The organism is Methylobacterium sp. BI1 (assembly GCF_056680125.1).
This window is the reverse complement of the sequence record NZ_CM155267.1, coordinates 4,055,603-4,075,324: the sequence shown is the minus strand read 5'-3', so window position 1 is coordinate 4,075,324 and position 19,722 is coordinate 4,055,603. Positions and strand designations below refer to the sequence as shown.

Annotated in this window: 19 protein-coding genes and 3 tRNA genes; 11 read left to right on the top strand and 11 right to left on the bottom strand. The window is 71.0% G+C overall.

From position 1 onward, the window contains the following. Positions 1-307 precede the first annotated feature (307 nt). Together AC1MGR_RS19270 and tyrS are read right to left on the bottom strand one after the other, a co-directional pair. A complete protein-coding gene (locus tag AC1MGR_RS19270) occupies positions 308-532 on the bottom strand; it encodes a hypothetical protein (RefSeq protein WP_480232599.1) in 225 nt (74 codons plus the stop codon). 100 nt (positions 533-632) lie between these two features. Next, the gene (gene tyrS / locus AC1MGR_RS19265) at positions 633-1,937 is read right to left on the bottom strand and encodes a tyrosine--tRNA ligase (protein ID WP_108034262.1); all 1,305 of its coding nucleotides are present in this window, start codon (positions 1,935-1,937) and stop codon (positions 633-635) included. Positions 1,938-2,072: 135 nt separating this feature from the next. Between tyrS and AC1MGR_RS19260 the strand changes: the two genes are divergently transcribed. From AC1MGR_RS19260 to ribB, 3 genes are all read left to right on the top strand, one after another. Further along, positions 2,073-3,212 carry an anhydro-N-acetylmuramic acid kinase gene (locus AC1MGR_RS19260; RefSeq protein WP_480232598.1) on the top strand — a complete coding sequence of 380 codons (1,140 nt, stop codon included), beginning with the start codon at positions 2,073-2,075 and terminating at the stop codon, positions 3,210-3,212. Positions 3,213-3,306: 94 nt separating this feature from the next. Continuing rightward, the gene (aroC, locus tag AC1MGR_RS19255; protein WP_480232597.1) at positions 3,307-4,410 is read left to right on the top strand and encodes a chorismate synthase; all 1,104 of its coding nucleotides are present in this window, start codon (positions 3,307-3,309) and stop codon (positions 4,408-4,410) included. Positions 4,411-4,460: 50 nt separating this feature from the next. Next, positions 4,461-5,537: a 3,4-dihydroxy-2-butanone-4-phosphate synthase gene (ribB, locus tag AC1MGR_RS19250; RefSeq protein ID WP_108034264.1), complete on the top strand. Its 1,077-nt coding sequence runs from the start codon at positions 4,461-4,463 to the stop codon at positions 5,535-5,537. A 77-nt stretch (positions 5,538-5,614) separates the two neighbouring features. Here the strand turns inward: ribB and AC1MGR_RS19245 are convergent, their stop codons facing one another. Continuing rightward, the gene (locus AC1MGR_RS19245; protein ID WP_480232596.1) at positions 5,615-5,824 is read right to left on the bottom strand and encodes a hypothetical protein; all 210 of its coding nucleotides are present in this window, start codon (positions 5,822-5,824) and stop codon (positions 5,615-5,617) included. Between the two features lie 372 nt (positions 5,825-6,196). Here AC1MGR_RS19245 and AC1MGR_RS19240 point away from each other — a divergent pair, with 372 nt between their 5' ends. Then, on the top strand, positions 6,197-7,330 hold the full coding sequence (locus AC1MGR_RS19240) for an FAD-dependent monooxygenase (RefSeq protein WP_480232595.1): 1,134 nt from the start codon (positions 6,197-6,199) through the stop codon (positions 7,328-7,330). A gap of 126 nt (positions 7,331-7,456) precedes the next feature. Here the strand turns inward: AC1MGR_RS19240 and AC1MGR_RS19235 are convergent. Both AC1MGR_RS19235 and AC1MGR_RS19230 read right to left on the bottom strand, forming a co-directional pair. Continuing rightward, positions 7,457-7,541, bottom strand: a tRNA-Leu gene (locus AC1MGR_RS19235). A 135-nt stretch (positions 7,542-7,676) separates the two neighbouring features. After that, positions 7,677-7,982: a FliM/FliN family flagellar motor switch protein gene (locus tag AC1MGR_RS19230; protein WP_108034267.1), complete on the bottom strand. Its 306-nt coding sequence runs from the start codon at positions 7,980-7,982 to the stop codon at positions 7,677-7,679. Positions 7,983-7,996: 14 nt separating this feature from the next. Between AC1MGR_RS19230 and lipB the strand changes: the two genes are divergently transcribed. After that, entirely contained in the window at positions 7,997-8,788 is a 792-nt protein-coding gene (lipB, locus tag AC1MGR_RS19225) for a lipoyl(octanoyl) transferase LipB (protein ID WP_480234841.1), read from the top strand. Between the two features lie 94 nt (positions 8,789-8,882). Here lipB and AC1MGR_RS19220 read toward each other — a convergent pair whose 3' ends face one another. From AC1MGR_RS19220 to AC1MGR_RS19205, 4 genes are all read right to left on the bottom strand, one after another. After that, positions 8,883-9,566, bottom strand: coding sequence for a type 1 glutamine amidotransferase domain-containing protein (locus tag AC1MGR_RS19220; protein WP_480232594.1), 684 nt, complete (start codon positions 9,564-9,566; stop codon positions 8,883-8,885). Between the two features lie 399 nt (positions 9,567-9,965). Next, the gene (locus AC1MGR_RS19215) at positions 9,966-10,568 is read right to left on the bottom strand and encodes a TetR/AcrR family transcriptional regulator (protein ID WP_480232593.1); all 603 of its coding nucleotides are present in this window, start codon (positions 10,566-10,568) and stop codon (positions 9,966-9,968) included. Between the two features lie 107 nt (positions 10,569-10,675). After that, positions 10,676-11,563: a cation diffusion facilitator family transporter gene (locus tag AC1MGR_RS19210; protein ID WP_108034272.1), complete on the bottom strand. Its 888-nt coding sequence runs from the start codon at positions 11,561-11,563 to the stop codon at positions 10,676-10,678. 137 nt (positions 11,564-11,700) lie between these two features. Continuing rightward, positions 11,701-11,940 carry a hypothetical protein gene (locus tag AC1MGR_RS19205; protein WP_480232592.1) on the bottom strand — a complete coding sequence of 80 codons (240 nt, stop codon included), beginning with the start codon at positions 11,938-11,940 and terminating at the stop codon, positions 11,701-11,703. Positions 11,941-12,110: 170 nt separating this feature from the next. Here AC1MGR_RS19205 and queA point away from each other — a divergent pair, with 170 nt between their 5' ends. The 3 genes from queA (at position 12,111) to AC1MGR_RS19190 (ending at position 14,612) form a co-directional block, all read left to right on the top strand. Continuing rightward, on the top strand, positions 12,111-13,196 hold the full coding sequence (gene queA / locus AC1MGR_RS19200; protein WP_480232591.1) for a tRNA preQ1(34) S-adenosylmethionine ribosyltransferase-isomerase QueA: 1,086 nt from the start codon (positions 12,111-12,113) through the stop codon (positions 13,194-13,196). A gap of 58 nt (positions 13,197-13,254) precedes the next feature. Next, on the top strand, positions 13,255-14,418 hold the full coding sequence (gene tgt / locus AC1MGR_RS19195; RefSeq protein ID WP_480232590.1) for a tRNA guanosine(34) transglycosylase Tgt: 1,164 nt from the start codon (positions 13,255-13,257) through the stop codon (positions 14,416-14,418). A gap of 118 nt (positions 14,419-14,536) precedes the next feature. Beyond that, positions 14,537-14,612, top strand: a tRNA-Lys gene (locus tag AC1MGR_RS19190). A 159-nt stretch (positions 14,613-14,771) separates the two neighbouring features. Here AC1MGR_RS19190 and AC1MGR_RS19185 read toward each other — a convergent pair. Then, positions 14,772-14,847, bottom strand: a tRNA-Glu gene (locus AC1MGR_RS19185). 152 nt (positions 14,848-14,999) lie between these two features. Here AC1MGR_RS19185 and rlmB point away from each other — a divergent pair. Next, positions 15,000-15,827, top strand: coding sequence for a 23S rRNA (guanosine(2251)-2'-O)-methyltransferase RlmB (gene rlmB / locus AC1MGR_RS19180; protein ID WP_480232589.1), 828 nt, complete (start codon positions 15,000-15,002; stop codon positions 15,825-15,827). A 32-nt stretch (positions 15,828-15,859) separates the two neighbouring features. Here the strand turns inward: rlmB and AC1MGR_RS19175 are convergent, their stop codons facing one another. Beyond that, positions 15,860-17,407, bottom strand: a complete 1,548-nt coding sequence (locus tag AC1MGR_RS19175) for a CYTH and CHAD domain-containing protein (protein WP_480232588.1) — start codon at positions 17,405-17,407, stop codon at positions 15,860-15,862. A 266-nt stretch (positions 17,408-17,673) separates the two neighbouring features. Here AC1MGR_RS19175 and AC1MGR_RS19170 point away from each other — a divergent pair, with 266 nt between their 5' ends. Both AC1MGR_RS19170 and AC1MGR_RS19165 read left to right on the top strand, forming a co-directional pair. Then, entirely contained in the window at positions 17,674-18,420 is a 747-nt protein-coding gene (locus AC1MGR_RS19170; RefSeq protein ID WP_480234840.1) for a TlyA family RNA methyltransferase, read from the top strand. Then, positions 18,417-19,682: a class I SAM-dependent RNA methyltransferase gene (locus tag AC1MGR_RS19165; RefSeq protein WP_480232587.1), complete on the top strand. Its 1,266-nt coding sequence runs from the start codon at positions 18,417-18,419 to the stop codon at positions 19,680-19,682. The genes AC1MGR_RS19170 and AC1MGR_RS19165 overlap by 4 nt, the downstream gene beginning before the upstream one ends. The last annotated feature ends 40 nt before the right edge of the window (positions 19,683-19,722 follow it).

The following is a 19,722-nucleotide window of genomic DNA, read 5'->3' as shown; positions in this document are numbered from 1 at the left end:
CCGTCATCAGGCGGCCACCACGGTCCCCCCGGGACTCGCGACCACTTCCAGTTCGATCAGGGCGGCCAAGGCCCGACCCAGACGGTTGAGTGTCTCGTCGTTCTCGATGAGGGGAAACGCCCTCTCCAAGGCACGAGTCGCACCGACAACGGCCGCTTGTGCTGCCGACGATCGACGCACTCGAATGAATTCTTGAATTGTCATGGAGCACCCTACCCGAAAATCAGTATACGCTCCGATCGATCATTCACCTACATTTATTGTGCACTCGTTCGATGCCGCCGACGCGGTTTCGATGTGTGCGAGACTAAAGCCAGCTCCCGTCGTTGATCCGCGAGCGGATCGGGTGCCGGTCGGCCAGGACATGCGCGTGCGAGATCCCCGCCGCGAGCGCGTGGGCCGCGGACGGGTAGGTGTCCGGGGACCGGTAGGGATGGTAGCCCGTCGTTCGAACCGACCAGCGAAAGCGACCTTTCACGCTTCGGCAGGCCGAGACGGCCACGCGATAGTCGGGAAGCGAAGGAATGCGCATCGAACGGTCATGCCACGTCCATGGGCTTCGACCAAGGCGAGGGACCTTGCAGGTTTCCGATCTTCCCGCGGGGTCTTCACACGCTACCGCGAGCCCTGTCTCAGCCGACCCGGACGAGCACGTGCTTCTTGCGGCCGAACGAGAGCTTGATCACGCCGTCCGCCGTGAGATCGGCCGTGCGCAGAACTGCGCGCTCGTCCGTCACCGCCACGTCGTTGACGCGTAGGCCCCCGCTCTTGATCTGGCGACGTCCCTCGCTGGTGGAGGGCAGGAGCTTGGCGTAGTCCGGGCCGAAGGCCGAGAGTACGCCGAGGCCGGCCTCCAGGAGGTCGGGCGACACCGTGATGCTCGGCAGGTCCTGCGCCACGGTGCCCTCGACGAAGGTCTTGCGGGCGGTCTCGGCGGCGGCCTCCGCCGCCTCACGTCCGTGCATCAGGGCGGTGGCCTCTGTCGCCAGGACCTTCTTGGCCTCGTTGATACCGGCACCCGTCAGGGCCTCCAGGCGGGCGATCTCGTCCATCGGCAGCAGCGTGAACAGCTTGAGGAAGCGGCCGACATCGGCGTCCTCGGTGTTGCGCCAGAACTGCCAGTAATCGTACGGGCTGAGCATCCCGGCATCGAGCCAGACAGCCCCGGCCGCGGTCTTGCCCATCTTGGCACCCGAGGCGGTGGTGAGGAGCGGACAGGTCAGCCCGTAGAGCTGCGGCGTCCCCATGCGGCGGCCGAGGTCGATGCCGTTGACGATGTTGCCCCACTGGTCCGAGCCGCCCATCTGCAGCACGCAGCCGTAGCGGCGGTTCAGCTCGACGAAGTCATAGGACTGCAGGATCATGTAGTTGAATTCCAAGAACGAGAGTTCCTGGTCGCGCTCCAGGCGCATGCGCACACTGTCCATCGACATCATGCGGTTCACCGAGAAGTGGCGCCCGATGTCGCGCAGCATCTCGATGTAGTTCAGCTTCGTCAGCCACTCGGCATTGTCGATCATCGTCGCGCCGTTGCCGCCGGCCTCGAAGCCGAGGAAGCGCGAGAAGGTCTTCTGGATGCCGGCCTTGTTCTCCTCGATCTGCTCGAGGGTGAGGATCTTGCGCGATTCGTCTCGGCCCGAGGGATCGCCAACCCGCGTCGTGCCGCCGCCCATCAGGGTGATCGGCGTGCCGCCCGTTGCCTGGAGCCAGTGCAGCATCATGATCGAGAGAAGGTGGCCGACATGCAGGGAGGCGGCGGTGCAGTCGTACCCGACATAGGCCGTCAGCCGGCCCTCGCGCGCGGCCGCATCGATGCCGGCGAGGTCCGACCCCTGGTGGATGTAGCCGCGCTCCGTCAGCACCTTCAGAAAGTCGGATTGGGGCACGAAGGCGTCGACGGGCTTGGCGGGTGCTGCCTGGGTGGCGTCGGGGGACATGCGAGGTTCCGGTCTGGTGGATCGCGGCGCGGGACAGGGCCGAAGGCCGCGTGATAGCACCGCACGGGTTGTTGGGGCGGCTCTTAGCAGGGCTGCGGACGGAAGGCACGGGCATCGAGGCCCGGGGAGGGCACCATGACGATGATGCGCGCGATCGGACTGATGAGCGGCACGTCCCTCGACGGCGTCGACGTCGCCCTGATCGAGACCGACGGCGAGACCGTGCGGGTGGTGCAGAGCCACAACGGCTACCTCGAACCCCTCGGGCCGACGGGCTATCGCGGCTACAGCGAGGAGGATCGGGCCCTGCTCCGCCAGGCGCTGATGGATTCGGAAGGAGTCACCGCCCGCGAGGACCGGCCGGGCTGCCTCGCCGAGGCCGAGGCCTTCGTCACCGCCGCCCATGCCGAGGCTGTCGAGAGCTTCCTGGCCGACAACCACCTGACGCCGGCCGACATCGACGTCATCGGCTTCCACGGCCAGACCGTGGTGCACCGGCCGGACCAGCGCATGAGCGTGCAGATCGGCGACGGCGCGGCGCTGAGCCGTCGCCTCGGCATCGCCGTGGTCTCGGACCTGCGCCACGCCGACGTGCTGGCGGGCGGGCAGGGCGCTCCCCTGGTGCCGGTGTTCCACCAGGCCCTGGCCCGCGCCTCCGGCTTCGAGGGAGCACTGGGCATCCTCAACATCGGCGGCGTCGCCAACGCCACGATCCTGTCCTCGAACGGCAACGTCATCGCCTTCGACACGGGGCCCGGCAACGCGCTGATCGACGACTGGATGCGGGAGCGCACCGGCCGTCCCCTCGACGACGGCGGCCGCACCGCCGCCCGCGGCCGTCCCGACGAGCCGCTGCTGGCCTGGCTGCTGATCCACCCGTTCTTCGCCCGGCGGCCGCCGAAATCCCTCGACCGGAACTGGTTCTCTCACAAGCTCGCGGGCCAGCTCTCCACCGAGGACGGCGCCGCGACCCTCACGGCCTTCACGGCCCGCGCGGTGGCCCGGGCCCTCGACCACGCCCCCGAGATCCCGGCGCGCTGGATCGTCGCCGGCGGCGGCGCCCGCAACGGCGAGCTCGTCCGCCTGCTGAACTATCACCTGCGCGCGGAGATCACGACGGCGGACGCCATCGGCTGGTCCTCGGCCTACCTGGAGGCCCAGGCCTTCGCGCATCTCGCGGTGCGCTCGCTGAAGGGCCTGCCGATCACCTTCCCGTCGACCACCGGCGTGCGCGAGCCGACCACGGGCGGCGTGCTGGCGCGACCGGACGTCTGAGGTGCGGCGCGTGTCCTGGCGCACGGTCGCCCCCGGCGCCGCGCATGGCCCCACGCTGGCCCTCCGGCCAAACCCGCGCTAGAGCGAGGGCGCCATGTCGCACAATACGTTCGGACACCTGTTTCGCGTCACCACCTTCGGCGAGAGCCACGGGGTCGCCCTCGGCTGCGTGGTGGACGGCTGCCCCCCCGGGCTGGCCCTCTCGGCGGAGGACATTCAGGCCGAACTCGACCGGCGCAAGCCCGGCCAGTCGCGCTTCACGACGCAGCGGCGCGAGCCCGACCAGGTCCGCATCCTCTCGGGCGTCTTCGCCGACGACCGCACCGGCGGCGTCCAGGTCACCACCGGCACGCCGATCGCCCTGGAGATCGAGAACACCGACCAGCGCTCGAAGGACTATTCCGAGATCCGCGACAGCTACCGGCCGGGCCATGCCGATTACGCCTACGACGCCAAGTACGGCATCCGCGACTATCGCGGCGGCGGGCGCTCCTCGGCCCGCGAGACCGCGGCGCGCGTCGCGGCGGGCGCGATCGCCCGCAAGGTCCTGCCGGCCGGCGTCACCATCCGGGCCGCCCTGGTGCAGATGGGCCCGCACGCCATCGACCGCGCGCGCTGGGACTGGGAGGCCGTGAACGCCAACCCGTTCTTCTGCCCGGACCCGGAGACCGCGCGATTCTACGCGGATTACCTCGACGGCATCCGCAAGGACGGCTCCTCCGTGGGCGCGGTGATCGAGGTCGTGGCCGAGGGCGTGCCCCCCGGCCTCGGCGCGCCGATCTACGGCAAGCTCGACGCGGACCTCGCCGCCGCCATGATGTCGATCAACGCCGTGAAGGGCGTCGAGATCGGCGACGGCTTCGCCTCGGCGGCCCTGCGAGGCGAGGAGAACGCCGACGAGATGCGCTCGGGCAATGCCGGCGCCCCGACCTTCCTCGCCAACCATGCCGGCGGCGTCCTCGGCGGCATCTCCACCGGGCAGCCGGTGGTCTGCCGCTTCGCCGTGAAACCGACCTCGTCGATCCTCACCCCGCGCATGAGCGTGACGCGGGAGAACCGCGACGTCGACCTCGTCACCAAGGGCCGCCATGACCCCTGCGTCGGCATCCGCGCCGTCCCGGTGGCCGAGGCCATGATGGCGTGCGTCCTCGCCGATCACTATCTGCGCCACCGGGGGCAGGTCGGCGCGCGGGTCTGACCCCGCCAGCGCCCGCCGCCGTCGATCCGCGAACCGTCAAGAGACAGCCCGTGCCCCACACCCACATCACCGAGGCCATCGAGGCCTATGCCCGCGGCGAAATCGTCGTCGTCACCGATGACGACGACCGCGAGAACGAGGGCGACCTCGTCGTCGCCGCCTCGCTCTGCACGCCGGAGAAGATGGCCTTCATCATCCGCAACACCTGCGGCATCGTCTGCGCGCCCCTGACCCGGGCCGAGGCCCGGCGCCTGCGCCTCGACCCTATGGTGGCCTCGAACGACGCCCCCCTGGGCACCGCCTTCACCGTAACGGTGGACGTCAAGCACGGCCTCACCACGGGCATCTCGGCCGAGCAGCGCTGCAACACGGTGCGGGCGCTGGCCAACGGCAACATGGGCGAGGACGATTTCGTCCGGCCGGGCCACGTCTTCCCGCTCATCGCCAAGGATGGCGGCGTGCTCATGCGCTCCGGCCATACCGAGGCGGCGGTCGACCTGTGCAAGCTCGCGAACCTGCCCCCGGTGGGCGTGATCTGCGAGCTGGCCAACGACGACGGCACGGTGATGAAGGGACCGCAGATCACGGCCTTCGCCGAGCTGCATAACCTGAAGCGGGTCTCGGTGGCCGATCTCATCGCCTACCGGCAGGCCCGCGAGACGCTCGTGGAGCGGGTCGGCACCTTCCCGGTGAAGACCGAGTTCGGCGAGATGACGGGCTACGCCTACACCACGCCCTTCGAGACCGTGCAGCAATTCGCCTTCGTCCACGGCCGCATCGGCGACGGCAAGGACGTGCTGGTGCGCCTGCACCGGTCGAACGTCGTGGCGGACGTCATTGAGGGTGGCCGCCAGATCGAGGCGGTGATGCGTCGCTTCGCCGAGGAGGGCCGCGGCATCCTCGTCTACCTGCGGGACGGCACGGCCGGCGTGCCCCTCAAGCCCTTCGCGGCGGAGGGCGCGGAAGCCCAGCGCGTGGCGCAGTGGCGCGAAGTCGGGCTCGGTGCCCAGATCCTGCGCGATCTCGGGGTCTCGTCGATCCGCAATCTCGCGACCTCGTCGCGGGCCTATGTCGGCCTGTCGGGATTCGGGATCGAGTTCCTGGGCGACGAGCGCCTCGAGAGCTGAGCCGAGGCGCGCGACGCGGTCATTCCCGGACCGATCGACCCGTCACGCGGTCGGTTCGGCGAAGGGCCGGAAGAGACTCAGGCCTTGGGACCGCTCGACCAGGACAGCCGGCGCGGATGGGACTCGGCACGCGATTTCGGATAGGCGGTCGACCCGTCCCGGTCGTGCTGGGTGTCGCGGCGCGTCAGGATCTCGCGAACGGCCAGGATGGTGAAGCGGTACCAGATATAGGCGCCGCGCAGGAGCCGACGCCCCCCTCTCGCATCCACGTCCTCGATCAACCGCATTCCGCTTCCCCCTGCGCTCGGCGAGCGTCTGCGTAATACCTACGTAGATTCGGCCGCGATGACACCCGTTTTCATTCACCGCGTCCGGGCGGCGATGCGAGACGCCGCGAGCAAGCGTCGCCTCCGACGCCGACACAGAGCTTGCAAGCGCCGGGCCGTGGGCATCGGTCTCGTACAAGCCGGGCCCGGGCAAGACAGTTTTGCACAGGGCAGACCTGCACGCTCGGTCCCCGTACTGAGCGAATTCACACGGCGGCGACCCGCAGCAGGAAGGTTCGGCGGGGCAGACGGTTCCGTCGCGCTCGCCCTATCGTCACCCTGGCGCCGGTGCCGAGCGTTCGGCCGCAACCGGGACGCGGATGGAGAAACTAAATGATCGATGATGCAGGCGATCGCGTTCTCGTTGCCGGCGGCGGCATTGTTGGCCTCGCGGTGACGCGGGCCCTGCATCGGCGTGGGGTACCCGTCCTCGCCCTGGAGCGGCGCACGGCGCCGGGGGATGGTGGGCTCGCCATCAATCTCCCGGGCAACGCCGTGCAGGCCCTCGGGCAGCTCGGACTGGGCGACGACCTGCGGCGCGTCGGATCGCCCGTCCGCCGGCGCGCCTACCGCACCCATCGCGGCGACCTGCTGTTCGCCGTCGACGAGGCGGCATTCTGGGGGGAGGCGGCCTGCCCGCACTGCCTGCGCCGCACCGACCTGCAGCGCCTCCTGGCCCAGGATCTTCCGGCGGAGGCGGTCCGGCGCGGCTGTACCATCCGCGCGGTCCAGGCGACCGCCTCCGGCGTGACCGTCGATCTCGGCGCGGACGGGTCGGAACGGGGCGGCCTGCTCGTCGGCGCGGACGGGGTTCATTCGACGGTCCGGCGCTCCGTGTTCGGCGAGCAGACGACCCGCGCGGCCGTGCTCGGCCAGGCCAGCTGGCGTTTCATGGCCCCCAATCCCGGGATCGATGCCTGGACCCTCTGGGCGGGGGCGGGCGGCCTGTTCCTGCTGATCCCGGTCGACCAGGGCGAGGTCTACGGCTGGGCGTCGATCAGCCGGTTCGGTGCGGGCGACTGGGACCTCGCGAAGGTCCGCCGGGTGTTCGACCGCTTCCCGCGCGCCGTGCAGGAGACGCTGGACCGGGTGCTGCCGCATCCCGGCGCGATCCATCATTCCCCGCTCGAAGAGGTACGGATCGCGCGCTGGAGCGAAGGCCGGGTCCTCCTGGCCGGCGATGCCGCCCATGCCACCGCGCCGGTCTGGGCACAGGGGGCCGCCCTCGGCCTGGAGGATGCCCTGGTGCTGTCCGACCTCGTGGCGCGGGAACGGGACTGGACCGCGGTCGGCCCCGCCTACGAGGCGCGCCGTCGGCCCCGCGTGGTCCACGTCCAGGCCATGACCGATCGCCTGTCGCGCACCGCCACCTGGCCGGACTGGGCGCGAAACCGGCTGCTGCCCGTGATCGGGCCACGCAGCTACCGCGCCACCTACGCGCCCCTGCGCGAGCCGGTCTCGATGTGAGATCCGCCCTGCAAAAGGGTCCCGCACGCCGGTGCAGGGCGTCGGATCGATCGGAATGTCGGAGGAAGATGGGGAGGCCCGGTAGCGGCCTCGTCAGTTCAGGAGGGGACACCAACTCAGTTGAGTTGGTGCGGCCAAGAGGACTCGAACCTCCACCCCTTGCAGGACTAGCACCTCAAGCTAGCGCGTCTACCAATTCCGCCATGGCCGCATCGTCAACACACCGTTCGCGTCGGTCACCGGGCCCGGAGATCCTGTCTCACTCGGCTGCGGCGGCCGATCTCTCGGGGCGCGGCGCAGCCAATAACAGAGGGATTTCCGTCCGACAAGCGCCGCGAGGGCGGGATCAGAGAAAATCGACGCCGCTTTCGAGGACGGGGACCGCGCCCTCGCCGATGGTCACGCCGGCGAGGCGCACCACCTCGGCCTTGCGGATCAGCTCGGTGATTTCCACGGAGATGCGGTTGCCCGTCACGACGATCTGGCCGCGCGCGATCGGGTGGTCGTTCGCGAGGATCTCGACCATATCGGATTCGGTGGATTCGAGCTCGATCACGGCGCCCCGGCCCATGCGCAGCAACATGTGCAGCGGCATGTGACTGCGGCCGAGCACCACCTTAAGATCGACCTTCAGGTCTTCCAGAACCGCCACGCGCCCAGTCCCCCATTCCGGGGCGGCGCGCGATGCGGCGTCCACCCTTCCCTCCACCTTCCACGCGCGATGGTGAAGTCTTGGTAAACGAAACCCTAAACGCCGCCCGGCTGGCGCTCCCGACGCGGGACTTCCGGCCCAGGGCCGGCGCACCGCCGGTGGACTGGCGGGTCAGCGACGCGCTCGTGCCCTACGAGGAGGCCGTCGCCGCCATGGAAGCGCGGGCCGCGGCCATCGCGGTGGGGCAGGCGCCGGAGCTGGTCTGGCTGCTGGAGCATCCGCCGCTCTACACGGCCGGCACCTCGGCGCAGGATGCCGACCTCGTCGCGCCCGGGCGCTTTCCGGTGCACCGAACGGGGCGGGGCGGGCAGTACACCTATCACGGCCCCGGCCAGCGGGTGGCCTACGTGATGCTCGACCTCGACCGGCGCCGCCGGGACCTGCGGGCCTACGTGGCGGCCCTCGAATCCTGGATCATCGCGACCCTGGAGGCTTTCAACGTCCGCGGCGAGCGGCGGGAGGACCGGGTCGGGGTCTGGGTCCGGCATCCGGAGCGGGGCGCGGCGGTCGAGGACAAGATCGCCGCCATCGGCATCCGGGTCCGGCGCTGGGTCAGCTTCCACGGCATCAGCCTCAACGTCGAACCGGACCTGTCGCACTTTTCCGGCATCGTGCCCTGCGGCATCGCCGGCCACGGCGTCACCAGCCTCGTCGATCTCGGCCACCTCGTCTCGATGCCCGAAGTCGACATGCAGCTGCGCGCCGCCTTCGAGACGATCTTCGGGCCGACGGTTTCGGTCGACTGACGCACCCGCCCGAGATTCGATGAGGTGGGCGCGACCGGCTGGGATGCCGAGCGCGCCGTAACGACAGCGCGACCCGTCTTGGCTTCGCGGAGCCTCAGGCGCCCGCGAGCAGGCCCAGCAGGCGCTCGGCCGCGGGGCCGGACGAGGCCGGGTTCTGCCCGGTGATCAGCAACCCATCGGCGACCACGTACGGCTCCCAGTCGCCCGCCTTCGAGAATCTGCCGCCGTTGCGGGCGAGCTCGTCCTCCACGAGGAACGGAACGACCTCGGTCAGGCCCACCGCCGCCTCCTCGGTGTTGGTGAAGCCCGTGACGGCCTTACCGGAAACGAGCGGCTTGCCGTCCGGGGCCTTCGCGTGGCGCAGCACGCCGGGGGCGTGGCAGACGAGGGTCACCGGCTTGCCCGCGCCGAGGGTGGTCTCGATCAGCCGGATCGAAGCGGGGTCCTCGGCCAGGTCCCAAAGCGGCCCGTGCCCGCCGGGATAGAACACGGCATCGAATGCGTCGTGGCTGACGCCGTCGAGCCGGACCGTGTCGGACAGCTGGGCGTTGGCCGCGCCATCGGCCTCGAACCGGCGGGTCAGGTCCGTCTGGAAATCCGGCTCGTTGCTCTTGGGGTCGAGCGGCGGCCGGCCGCCCTTGGGCGAGGCCAGAACCACCTCGGCGCCCGCGTCCTTGAAGACGTAGTAGGGCGCGGCGAGTTCCTCCAGCCAGAAGCCGGTCTTCCGCCCGGTGTCACCGAGCGTATCGTGCGAGGTCAGGACCATCAGGATCTTCATGGGTGCTCTCCGTCTGCGAAATTAGCGGGTGTCGTGAAGGGATACGGGGTCGGGGCCGCAGGGCCGGCCCGTCAGTGGGTCGGGAATCGGAGCTCGGCTACGACGCGCATTGCGCGGGATCGTCCTGCCTCGGCCTGCCGATCGGGATCGTCAGTGCGGCGGATCAGGCCGAACCCCGCCATCCCGACGGCGCCGATCACCGAAAAGGTGATACGCGCCTAGGCCGAGGCGGTGGAGCCCCCGAACGGCGAGGTGCCGCGTTCGCCGCGCAACGGGCCGGGGGCGACGGTGTGGGTGTACTCCGATGGCATGTCCACGGCCCTTTCATCCTTCATCAGTAGACCAGTCGTCTGAAAACTGAGCCGATCCCATCCGCGATGCACTATCTGTGTCGCGCGATCAGTCCGGTTGCAGGTCGAGGACGCGCCGGGTCGTGGCCATGGCGGCCTCGAACGGCGCGTCGGTTCGGTCGATCTTCGCCATCAGGCTCGCCCCGAGCCAGAGGTGGTAGAGCATCTCGGCGGTCTCGCGGGCGCCGCCGGCGACCCGAAGCGACCCGTCCGCCACGCCGGCCTCGATCGCGCCCGTCACCCGGTCGATGATCCCGGCCGTTCCGGCCTTCAGGGCCAGGCGCATGGGCTCGGAGAGATCCGAGACTTCGGCCGCCAGCTTCACGGCGAGGCATTTGCGCTGGTGATCGATGCTCCCCTGCGTCGCCTGCCACTTGCGCCAGTAGGTCATCAGGCGTTCGCCGTGGCTGAGACCAGGTTCTGACAGGGTCACATCGATGTCGGCGAGGTAAGCCGCGAAGTAATCTGCCAGGAGCGCTTCGCCGAAAGCCTCCTTGGATCCGAAGTAGTGGTAGAACGACCCCTTCGGGACCCGCGCCGCCAGCAGGATCTCGTTGAGCCCGACGCCGGAGAAGCCCTTCACACCCACGATCCGGTGGGCCGTGTCGAGGATTCCCTGCCGGACGTCGATGGTGCCGCTCGCCTGTGCCATAAGGGCTACTTAAGGCAAATTAGACCGGTCGTCTAGTGTCGGCTAGGTGATTTCTTGACCGACGTTACGACCGGGCCGGGGCGTCGGCAGCCTCTGCGGCGAACGCCCTAGATCACCGGCACGCCCCGGCCCTTCGCGTGCTCGCCCGGTTCGACGTGAATGACCACCACCGAGCCCTCGATGGCGGTCTCGATGGCGGCTTCCAGCCGGTCGCAGATGGCGTGCGAATCCTGCACCGTCATCGTGCCCGGCACCACGAGGTGGAAATCGATGAAGGTGGCCTGTCCGGCATGGCGGGTGCGGACGTCGTGCGCCTCGAGGGCGCCGGTGCTGTGGAGGGAGATGAGTTCGCGGATCTGGGCGACCATCTCGCTGGGGGCCGCCTTGTCCATCAGCCCGCTGACCGAGTCACGGACCATGCCCCAGCCCGACCACAGGATGTTCAGGGCGACCAGACCGGCGATGAGCGGGTCGAGGATCGCGTAGCCGGTGAGCGCCACCAGGGCGACGCCGGCGAGCACGCCGCCCGAGGTGACGACGTCGGCCATGACGTGGCGGGCATCCGCCACAAGGGCGGGGGAGCGCCATTCCCGGCCGCGGCGCAGCAGGATCATGGCCCAGGCGCCGTTGATCGCGGTGGCCACCAGGTTCACGACGAGGCCGGTCACCGGCGCGTCGAGGGGCTTCGGGTCGATGAGTCCGTGGAACGACTCGCGCAGGATCAGGATCGCCGCCACGATGATGAGCGCGCCCTCGATCACGGCGGAGAAGTACTCGGCCTTGTGGTGGCCGTAGGGGTGGTCGTCGTCGGCCGGGCGGGCGGCGACCCGCAGGGCGACGAGGGCGAACACCGCCGCCACCACGTTGATGATGCTCTCCAGGGCATCCGAGTACAGCGCGAGGCTGCCGGTGACCCAGTAGGCGACGAACTTCAGGCCCATCACCAGGGCGCCGAGGCCGGCGCTCAGGAGGGCAGCTTTCTGGGTACGGTCCATGGTGACGTCCGGTCTCGACCCGGACGCGGCAGCGACGCCCGGTCGGGCGGCCATAGCGCCCGTCCCCGCCCCAAGGCCACGGCAAAGGTTGAACCCGCCGCTGAACGATTGAGCCGGGGCTATGCCGTCTCGGAGGCTCAGGAGATCTCGGGCGTCTCCGGCGGGGCGGGTTTGCGCGCCTGCTCGCGGGCGGCGAAGCGCGCGCCCTCCGCCCGGGCGCGCTCGGCCTTGCGGCGGAAGCTCCGGGCGCTCCAGTTCCAACGCGCGGCGTCGGCGAGCGCCTCGAGACGCTGCGCCTCCCGCTCCCAGTACGACACCAGTTGCCCGTCCAGGGTAACGCGGCCCGGCCGCACCGGCCGGGTGATCCCGTCGCTCATGCCTCTAACTCCTGAACCTGATCTCGCTCGCCGTAAAATCGACTATCGCAACCTGAGGTACGAAAATCCAGGCGCGCCGGGCGGTCGCCCGACCTCCACGTCGAACCGGCCCGGCGCCGTTGGGTTCCGAACCATTGATCCGCGCGGGCAAACCATGCAGGTGGCGCGGTATGCGCGTCGATCTCTTCGATTTCGAGCTGCCGGAAGACAGCATCGCCCTCAGGCCGCCGGTGCCCCGCGATGCCGGCCGCCTCCTCGTGGTCCGGCCGGGCGAGGGCCTGGAGGACCGGCGGGTGCGCGACCTCGCGCAGCTCCTGCGCCGGGGCGACGCCCTGGTCTTCAACGACACCCGGGTGATCCCGGCGCGCCTCGCCGGCATCCGCCACCGCCCGGGCTCACCGGGCCTGCGGATGGAGGCGATGCTGCACCTGCGCGAGGCGGCCGACACCTGGCGCGCCTTCGCCCGGCCGGGCAAGCGCCTCGCCACCGGCGACCGGGTCAGCTTCGGCCGCCACGGCGCCAGCGAACCCCGCGAACTCGGCAGCCTCGACGCCACCATCCTGGCGAAGGGGGAGGGCGGCGAGATCAGCCTGCGCTTCGATCTGGCCGGACCGGCCCTGGACGCCGCCATCGCGGCCATCGGCGACCTGCCGCTGCCGCCCTACATCGCCGGCAAGCGCCCCACCGACGCGCAGGACACCACCGACTACCAGACGGTCTATGCCCGCGAGCCCGGGGCGGTGGCGGCCCCCACCGCCGGGCTGCACTTCTCGGAGGCGATGCTGGCCGCCCTCGACGCCGCCGGCATTGCCCGCCACACCGTGACGCTCCACGTCGGCGCCGGCACTTTCCTGCCGGTGAAGGCCGACGACACGGCCGACCATCGCATGCATGCCGAGATCGGCCGCCTCGACGCCGACACCGCCGCGGACCTCAACGCCGTGCGGGCGCAGGGCGGGCGCATCGTCGCCGTCGGCACCACGGCCCTGCGCCTCCTCGAGAGCGCGGCCGACGGGGAGGGGCGCCTGCACCCATTCGCCGGCCAGACCGAGATCTTCATCACCCCGGGCACGCCCATCCGCGCGGTGGACGCCCTGATGACCAACTTCCACCTGCCGCGCTCGACCCTGTTCATGCTGGTCTCGGCCTTCTCGGGCCTGGAGACCATGCGGGCGGCCTACGCGCACGCCATCGCGGGCGGCTACCGCTTCTACTCCTACGGCGATTCCAGCCTGCTGTTCCCGGCGCGCCGCTGACGGCGCCGGCCCGGGCGGGGTTTGCCTCGAAACCGCCGGAGGCTCTAAGACGGCGCCCATGTCCGAACCCGCTTCCCCCGTCGCCTTGCCCACCGAGTTCACCTTCCGCGTCGACGCCACCGACGGGGCGGCGCGCACCGGCGCGATCACGATGCCGCGGGGTACCATCCGGACGCCGGCCTTCATGCCGGTGGGCACGGCCGCCACCGTCAAGGCGATGTATCCGGGCCAGGTCCGCGAGCTCGGCGCCGACGTGGTCCTCGGCAACACCTACCACCTGATGCTGCGCCCCGGTCCCGAGCGCATGGCCCGCCTCGGCGGCCTGCACCACTTCATGAACTGGCCGCACCCGATCCTCACCGATTCCGGCGGCTTCCAGGTCATGTCGCTCTCGGCCCTGCGCAAGCTCGACGAGCAGGGGGTCACCTTCCGCTCCCACGTGGACGGCTCGACCCACCACATGAGCCCGGAGCGCTCCATCGAGATACAGGGGCTGCTCGGCTCCGACATCCAGATGCAGCTCGACGAGTGCGTCCGCCTGCCCGCCGAGCACGCGGCGATCGAGAAAGCGATGCACCTGTCCCTGCGCTGGGCCGAGCGCTGCCGCGTGGCCTTCGGCACCCAGCCCGGCAAGGCGATGTTCGGGATCGTCCAGGGCGGCGACGTGCCGGCCCTGCGGGTGGAGAGCGCCCGCGCCCTCGTGGACCTCGACCTCAAGGGCTACGCCATCGGCGGCCTCGCGGTGGGCGAGCCCCAGGACGTGATGCTGGCGATGATCGAGACCGTGGAGCCGCACCTGCCCGCGGGCAAGCCGCGCTACCTGATGGGCGTCGGCACCCCGGACGACCTGATGCGCTCGGTGGCCCGCGGCATCGACATGTTCGACTGCGTGATGCCGACCCGCGCCGGCCGCCACGGTCTCGCCTACACCCGGCACGGCCGGATCAACCTGCGCAACGCCCGCCACGCCGAGGACACCCGCCCCCTCGACGAGGCCTCGTCCTGCCCGGCGGCCCGCGACTATTCCCGGGCCTACCTGCACCACCTGGTGCGCAGCGACGAGATCCTGGGGATGATGCTGCTGACCTGGAACAACCTGTCCTACTACCAGGACCTGATGGCGGGCCTGCGCCGGGCCATCGCGCAGAGCCGCCTCGCCGACTTCAGCGACGAGACCCGCGCCGCCTGGGCCCGCGCCGAGGCCGAGCGCGCTGCGGCCTGACGCACCATCCCCGGGGGATGGACGCGAAGCCGGTTGACCCCATACCGCCGACCCCCTATTGCGAGCCACGCTGTTCGACACGGCGCGGCGCCGAGCGCCGCAACGCCCCGTCGCACACGAGCGCGTAGCTCAGTTGGTAGAGCAACGGACTTTTAATCTGTAGGTCCTGGGTTCGAGCCCCAGCGCGCTCACCACCCTTCCAAATCCTGCAATCTGATCCCTGCCGCAAGGCCGATCCTCGCTAGTCCGCAGGCATCGTCGGACTGCGTCCGCCGGGCGGGCGCCAGCGGTGTCCGAGCGTCCGATGCGTTCTGAGAAAGGGAGTGGGTCGCGTTCAATTGCGAAAACATCGCTGGCGCGCCCTACGGGAATCGAACCCGTGTTTTCGCCGTGAAAGGGCGACGTCCTAGACCGCTAGACGAAGGGCGCCGCTGCGGTGAGCGGTTCTATATGCGGCTTCGGGCGCGGGGGCAACGGGGGAATCGCCGCGGGTTTGCGGCTTGACGAATGCGGCCCCGGCCGGTTTGTCGGGGGGACACGCGGACCGCTCCTTCCGGCGGCCGGAGAGCGGACCTGACTGCATGACCACGCGACGCGACGGCCCGCCGGGGCCGAGGACGAACAAGCCCGGCTTCGGGCGGGGTCCCTTCCGGCGCGGGCCGCCGCAGAACCAGCGGGGCGCGGCGAGCGTCGCGGCGGCCTCCGGCGACCACGTCGTGCTGTACGGCTGGCATCCGGTGGCGCAGGCGCTCGCCAACGAGGGGCGCAAGCTGCACCGGCTCCTCGCCACCGAGAACGCCATGATCCGGCTCACCGAGGAGATCGGCACGCTGCGGATTGATCCCGAACTCGTGCGCCCGAGCGCCATCAACGCGCTGCTCGGGGCCGACGCCGTGCATCAGGGCCTCTACCTCGAGGCCGACCCGCTGCCCGGGCCGGATCTCGACGAGTTGGGCGACGATGTGCTGCTCCTCGCCCTCGACCAGATCACCGATCCGCACAATGTCGGTGCCATCGTGCGCACCGCCGCCGCCTTCGGGGTGGCGGGCATCATCACCACCGCTCGCCACTCGCCCAACGCCACCGGCGTGCTGGCGAAGTCCGCCTCGGGTGGGCTGGAGCACGTGCCCCTGATCGTGGTCCGCAACCTGTCGGACGCCCTGGTCGACCTCGGCAAGCGCGGCTTCACACGCATCGGCCTCGATTCCGATGCCGAGACCGCCCTCGACAGCATCGGCCCGAAGCGCCCGGCCGTGATCGTGCTCGGGGCCGAGGGCAAGGGGCTGCGCCAGCGCACCCGCGAGAATTGCGACGTGCTGGCCCGCATCCCGTTCAGCGGCGAGATCCGCAGCATCAACGTCTCGAACGCCGCCGCGATCACGCTCTACGCCCTCAGCCCCCGCGGCTGACGGCGCATCGCCAAATCGGCGACCGGCGCGCCTCAGCGCCAGAACGGCTTGACCGCCACGAGGTCCCCGTGGGCTTCGGCGGCGGCTTTCAGCAGCTTCTTGCCGTCGGCCTCGTTGTCGCCCGCCGCGAGGCCGGCCGCGAAGGCCGTTTCACCGGGAATCTCCTGCGGATCGGGCACCGCGACCAAGCCAGCCAGCACGGTATGGGCGGTGGCCTGGTCGTTCAGGCTGCCGAGATGGTCCTGCAGGTCGGACAGGGCCGAGACGAAGGCCTTGTGGCGCTTGCGCAGCTTCTTCTCGGTGTAGAGGCTCGCGAAGAACTCGGCGCCGTAGCGCAGCTTCTTCGCCTCGATCCGGACCCGGTGGCGCTCCTCGGCCTCCAGGCGGTCGAGGTGGCGTCCGCGCTTGCGGATGCGGCGCAGGGCCTTGTCGAGCACCTGGGCGGCGAAGTCGCTCGCCGGCCCATCGCGGTCCGGGGCGGCGGGTCCGGTTCGCCATCCGCCGGTCTCCAGCCAGGCGGCGACGTCGAGGACGAGGCCGCGCCATTCCTGGGACTCGAGGGTAGCGAGGACGCCGTCATAGGCCCGGTCCCGCTCCGCTTCGAGGCGCCGTTGCAGGTCGTCGAGGCCGGCCTCGTCGGGCCGCTTGGCCATCTCCGCCGGAAGGGTCTCGGCCAGGAACACGTCCAGGTTCCGGGCATGGCCGAAGGGCTCGGTGATGCGCTTGATCTCGTCGCGCAGGGTCGCGGCCGTGGCGTCCTGTGCCAGCACCGGCTTGAATAGGGTGAAGGCCGAGCGCAGGCGGCGCAGGGCGACCCGCAGCTGGTGCAACGCCTCTACGTCCCGGTTGTGCAGGAACACGTCCTCGTTCAGCCGCAGGTGCGACAGGCATGCGAAGGCGATGGCCCGGAAGGCCTCGCCGGCCGTGGCGTCGGGCGCCAGAGCCACCGGCCGCGCCTTGCTCGGGCGCCGCAGGGTCCCGTCGCGAAGGCTGAAGCCGCGGGCCGACTTGCTCATCGCGCCGAGGCGCAGCGGCACGGTCTCGGCCAGGGCCTGGGCCAGGGTGAACAGGTCCTCGGGCCGGCCTTCCTTGAGCTCGAGTTCGAGCTCCCACAGGGGCGCATCGCCGTTCGGGGTCTCGATCCGGCCCTCGTCGAAGGCGACCTCGATCCGGGAGGCCCCGTAGCGCACCAGACGGCTGCGCCGCTCCACCAGGGTGGCGAAGGCGGGGGACAGGTCGGGCGCCTCGGCTGCCGACAGCACGTCCGGGACCGGCGTCTCGGAGAGCTGGGTGAGGTCGGGCGCGTTGCCGGCGACGGGCGCCTCCCATTCCGCGCGATCGAACAGGCCCGGGGCGGCGGCGGCGGCCTTGACGGTCTGGACGAAACCGTCACCGTCGCGGCGCACCCGGAGGGTGAGTCCGGCCGCACGCAGGTCACCGCCTTCCGTGTCGAAGTAGGTCGAGGTGAGGAAGCGGGAGTCCTCCGCGGCTTCCGCCTGCAGGAAGGGGTGGCGGCTCAGCTCCGCGAGGTCGCTGCCCTCGCATTCCAGCTTCAACTCGATCTCACGCGGCGCGACCATGATCTGTCCCAAGTCCCGGATCTGTCCCAAGTCCCGGCCCTACTCCGTCGTCCGCGACGGGGTGGCGGACCCCTACCGACCGGGACAAGCCCGGCCCGCAGCAACCGTTCCGTGCGGAATCAGCGGCCACCCTCGTCGTTTATGGAGCAGGGCGGCCCGGACGCGCGACTGAAATCGTGACGAATTTCATTCGCCCCCGGCGCCGAGTGGTGTAGCGGGAAGGACCGGCCCGGGGCCGGCGGGAACGAGACGCGTTGGGCGTGAGGATGAATCGGGAGCGGCTGCGGGCGGACCGCCTTCTGGTGGAGCGGGGCCTGTTCGAGAGCCGGGCCAGGGCGCAGGCGGCCATCGCGGCGGGTCTCGTCCGGGCGGACGACCAGCCCGTGACGCGGGCCTCAGACCTCCTCGACCGCGATGCGCGCCTCGAAGCCTCCGCGCCTCATCCCTTCGTGTCCCGCGGGGGTCTGAAGCTCAACGCCGCCCTCGACGCCTTCGGCTTCGACCCGGCGGGCCGGGTCTGTCTCGACGTCGGCGCCTCCACCGGGGGGTTCACCGACGTGCTGCTGGTGCGGGGCGCGTCCCATGTCTACGCCGTCGACGTGGGACGCGACCAGCTCCACGCCTCGTTACGGACCGAGGCCCGCGTCACCAGCCTCGAGGGCACCGACGCCCGCAGCCTGGACCGCGCCGCGATCCCGCGGCCACCGGACCTCTGCGCCATCGACGTCAGCTTCATTTCCCTTAGGCTGATCCTGCCGGCGCTCCTGCCGCTTCTGGCCCCCGGCGCTGCCCTGGCCGCGCTGATCAAGCCGCAATTCGAGGCCGGGCGCGACCGGGTCGGGCGCGGCGGGATCGTCCGCGATCCCGCCATCCACGACGCGGTCTGCGCCGAGATCCGCGTCGCCTTCGAGACCCTGGGGCTGCGCATCGTCGGCCTCATCCCGTCACCCGTCGCCGGCGGTGACGGCAACCGCGAGTTCCTGATCGGGGCCCGCCTGGACCCACCACCATGACCGAGCCGGACACCCAGCCCACCGAGACCCTGGAGATCCGCCGCCTCGGCGCCCGCGGCGACGGGCTGGCCGAAGACGGCACCGCCGTCGCCCTGGCCCTGCCGGGCGAGCGGGTGACGGTGCTGCGGTCGGGCACGCGCGGTACGCTCGTCGAGGTCCTCGAGGCCTCTCCGGATCGGATCGCACCGTTCTGCCCGTATTTCGGCGCCTGCGGCGGCTGCACCGTGCAGCACCTCGCCCCCGAGCCCTACGCCGCCTGGAAGCGCGACCACCTCGTCCAGGCCCTGTCCCATGCCGGGCTCGGCCTCGCGCCGGAGCCGCTGGTCGATGCGCGGGGGGAGGGGCGGCGACGCCTCACCCTGCACGTGCGGGCCGTCGAGGGCCGGGCGGAGGCCGGGCTGATGGCGGCGCGCAGCCACGACCTCGTCGCCATCGACCATTGCCCCATCACCGTCCCGGCCCTGCACCGGGCGCCCCAGGTGGCGACGGCCCTGAGTGCGCCGCTCGGCCATGGCCGCAAGCCCCTCGACGTCGCCGTCACCGCCACCGAGGCCGGCCTCGACGTGGATGTCCGCGGGCACGGCCCCGCCGCCGAGGGGGTCCGCGCCGCACTGGTGCGGCTGGCCGGCGATCTCGACCTGGCGCGCCTGTCGCTGCACGGGGAGGTGCTGGTGGAGCGCCGGGCTCCGGCGGTCACCACCTCGGGCCTGCGCCTGGTGCCGCCGGCCGGCGGCTTCCTGCAGGCCACGGAGGCCGGCGAGGCCGTGCTGACCGAAACCGTGGTCGCGGCCCTCGACAAGAAGACGAAGCGGGTCGTGGACCTGTTCTCCGGCAGCGGCCCGTTCAGCCTCGCCATGGCGCGCACCCGGGACGTCCATGCGGTCGAGGGCGAGGCGGCCGCCTCGGCCAGCCTCGACCGGGCGGTGCGCGCCGTGCCGGGCCTGCGCCGGGTCACCACGGAGCGCCGCGACCTGTTCCGCCGGCCGCTCCTGCCCCTCGAACTCGAGGCCTACGACGCCGTGGTGTTCGATCCGCCCCGGGCGGGGGCCGGTGCGCAGGCAGCCCGCATCGCGGAATCGAAGGTGCCGCTCGTCATCGGCGTCGCCTGCGACACCGGCACCTTCACGCGGGATGCCGCGACCCTGGTGGCGGGCGGCTACACCCTGGAGCGGGTGATCCCGGTCGATCAGTTCGCCTATTCGGGCCATCTCGAAATGGTCGGGGTGTTCCGCCGTCCCCGCCCGCCGCGGAAGCGGCTGTAGCCGCGGCGCTCGACAACGGCCGGGCCGCCCTTAGGTGAGA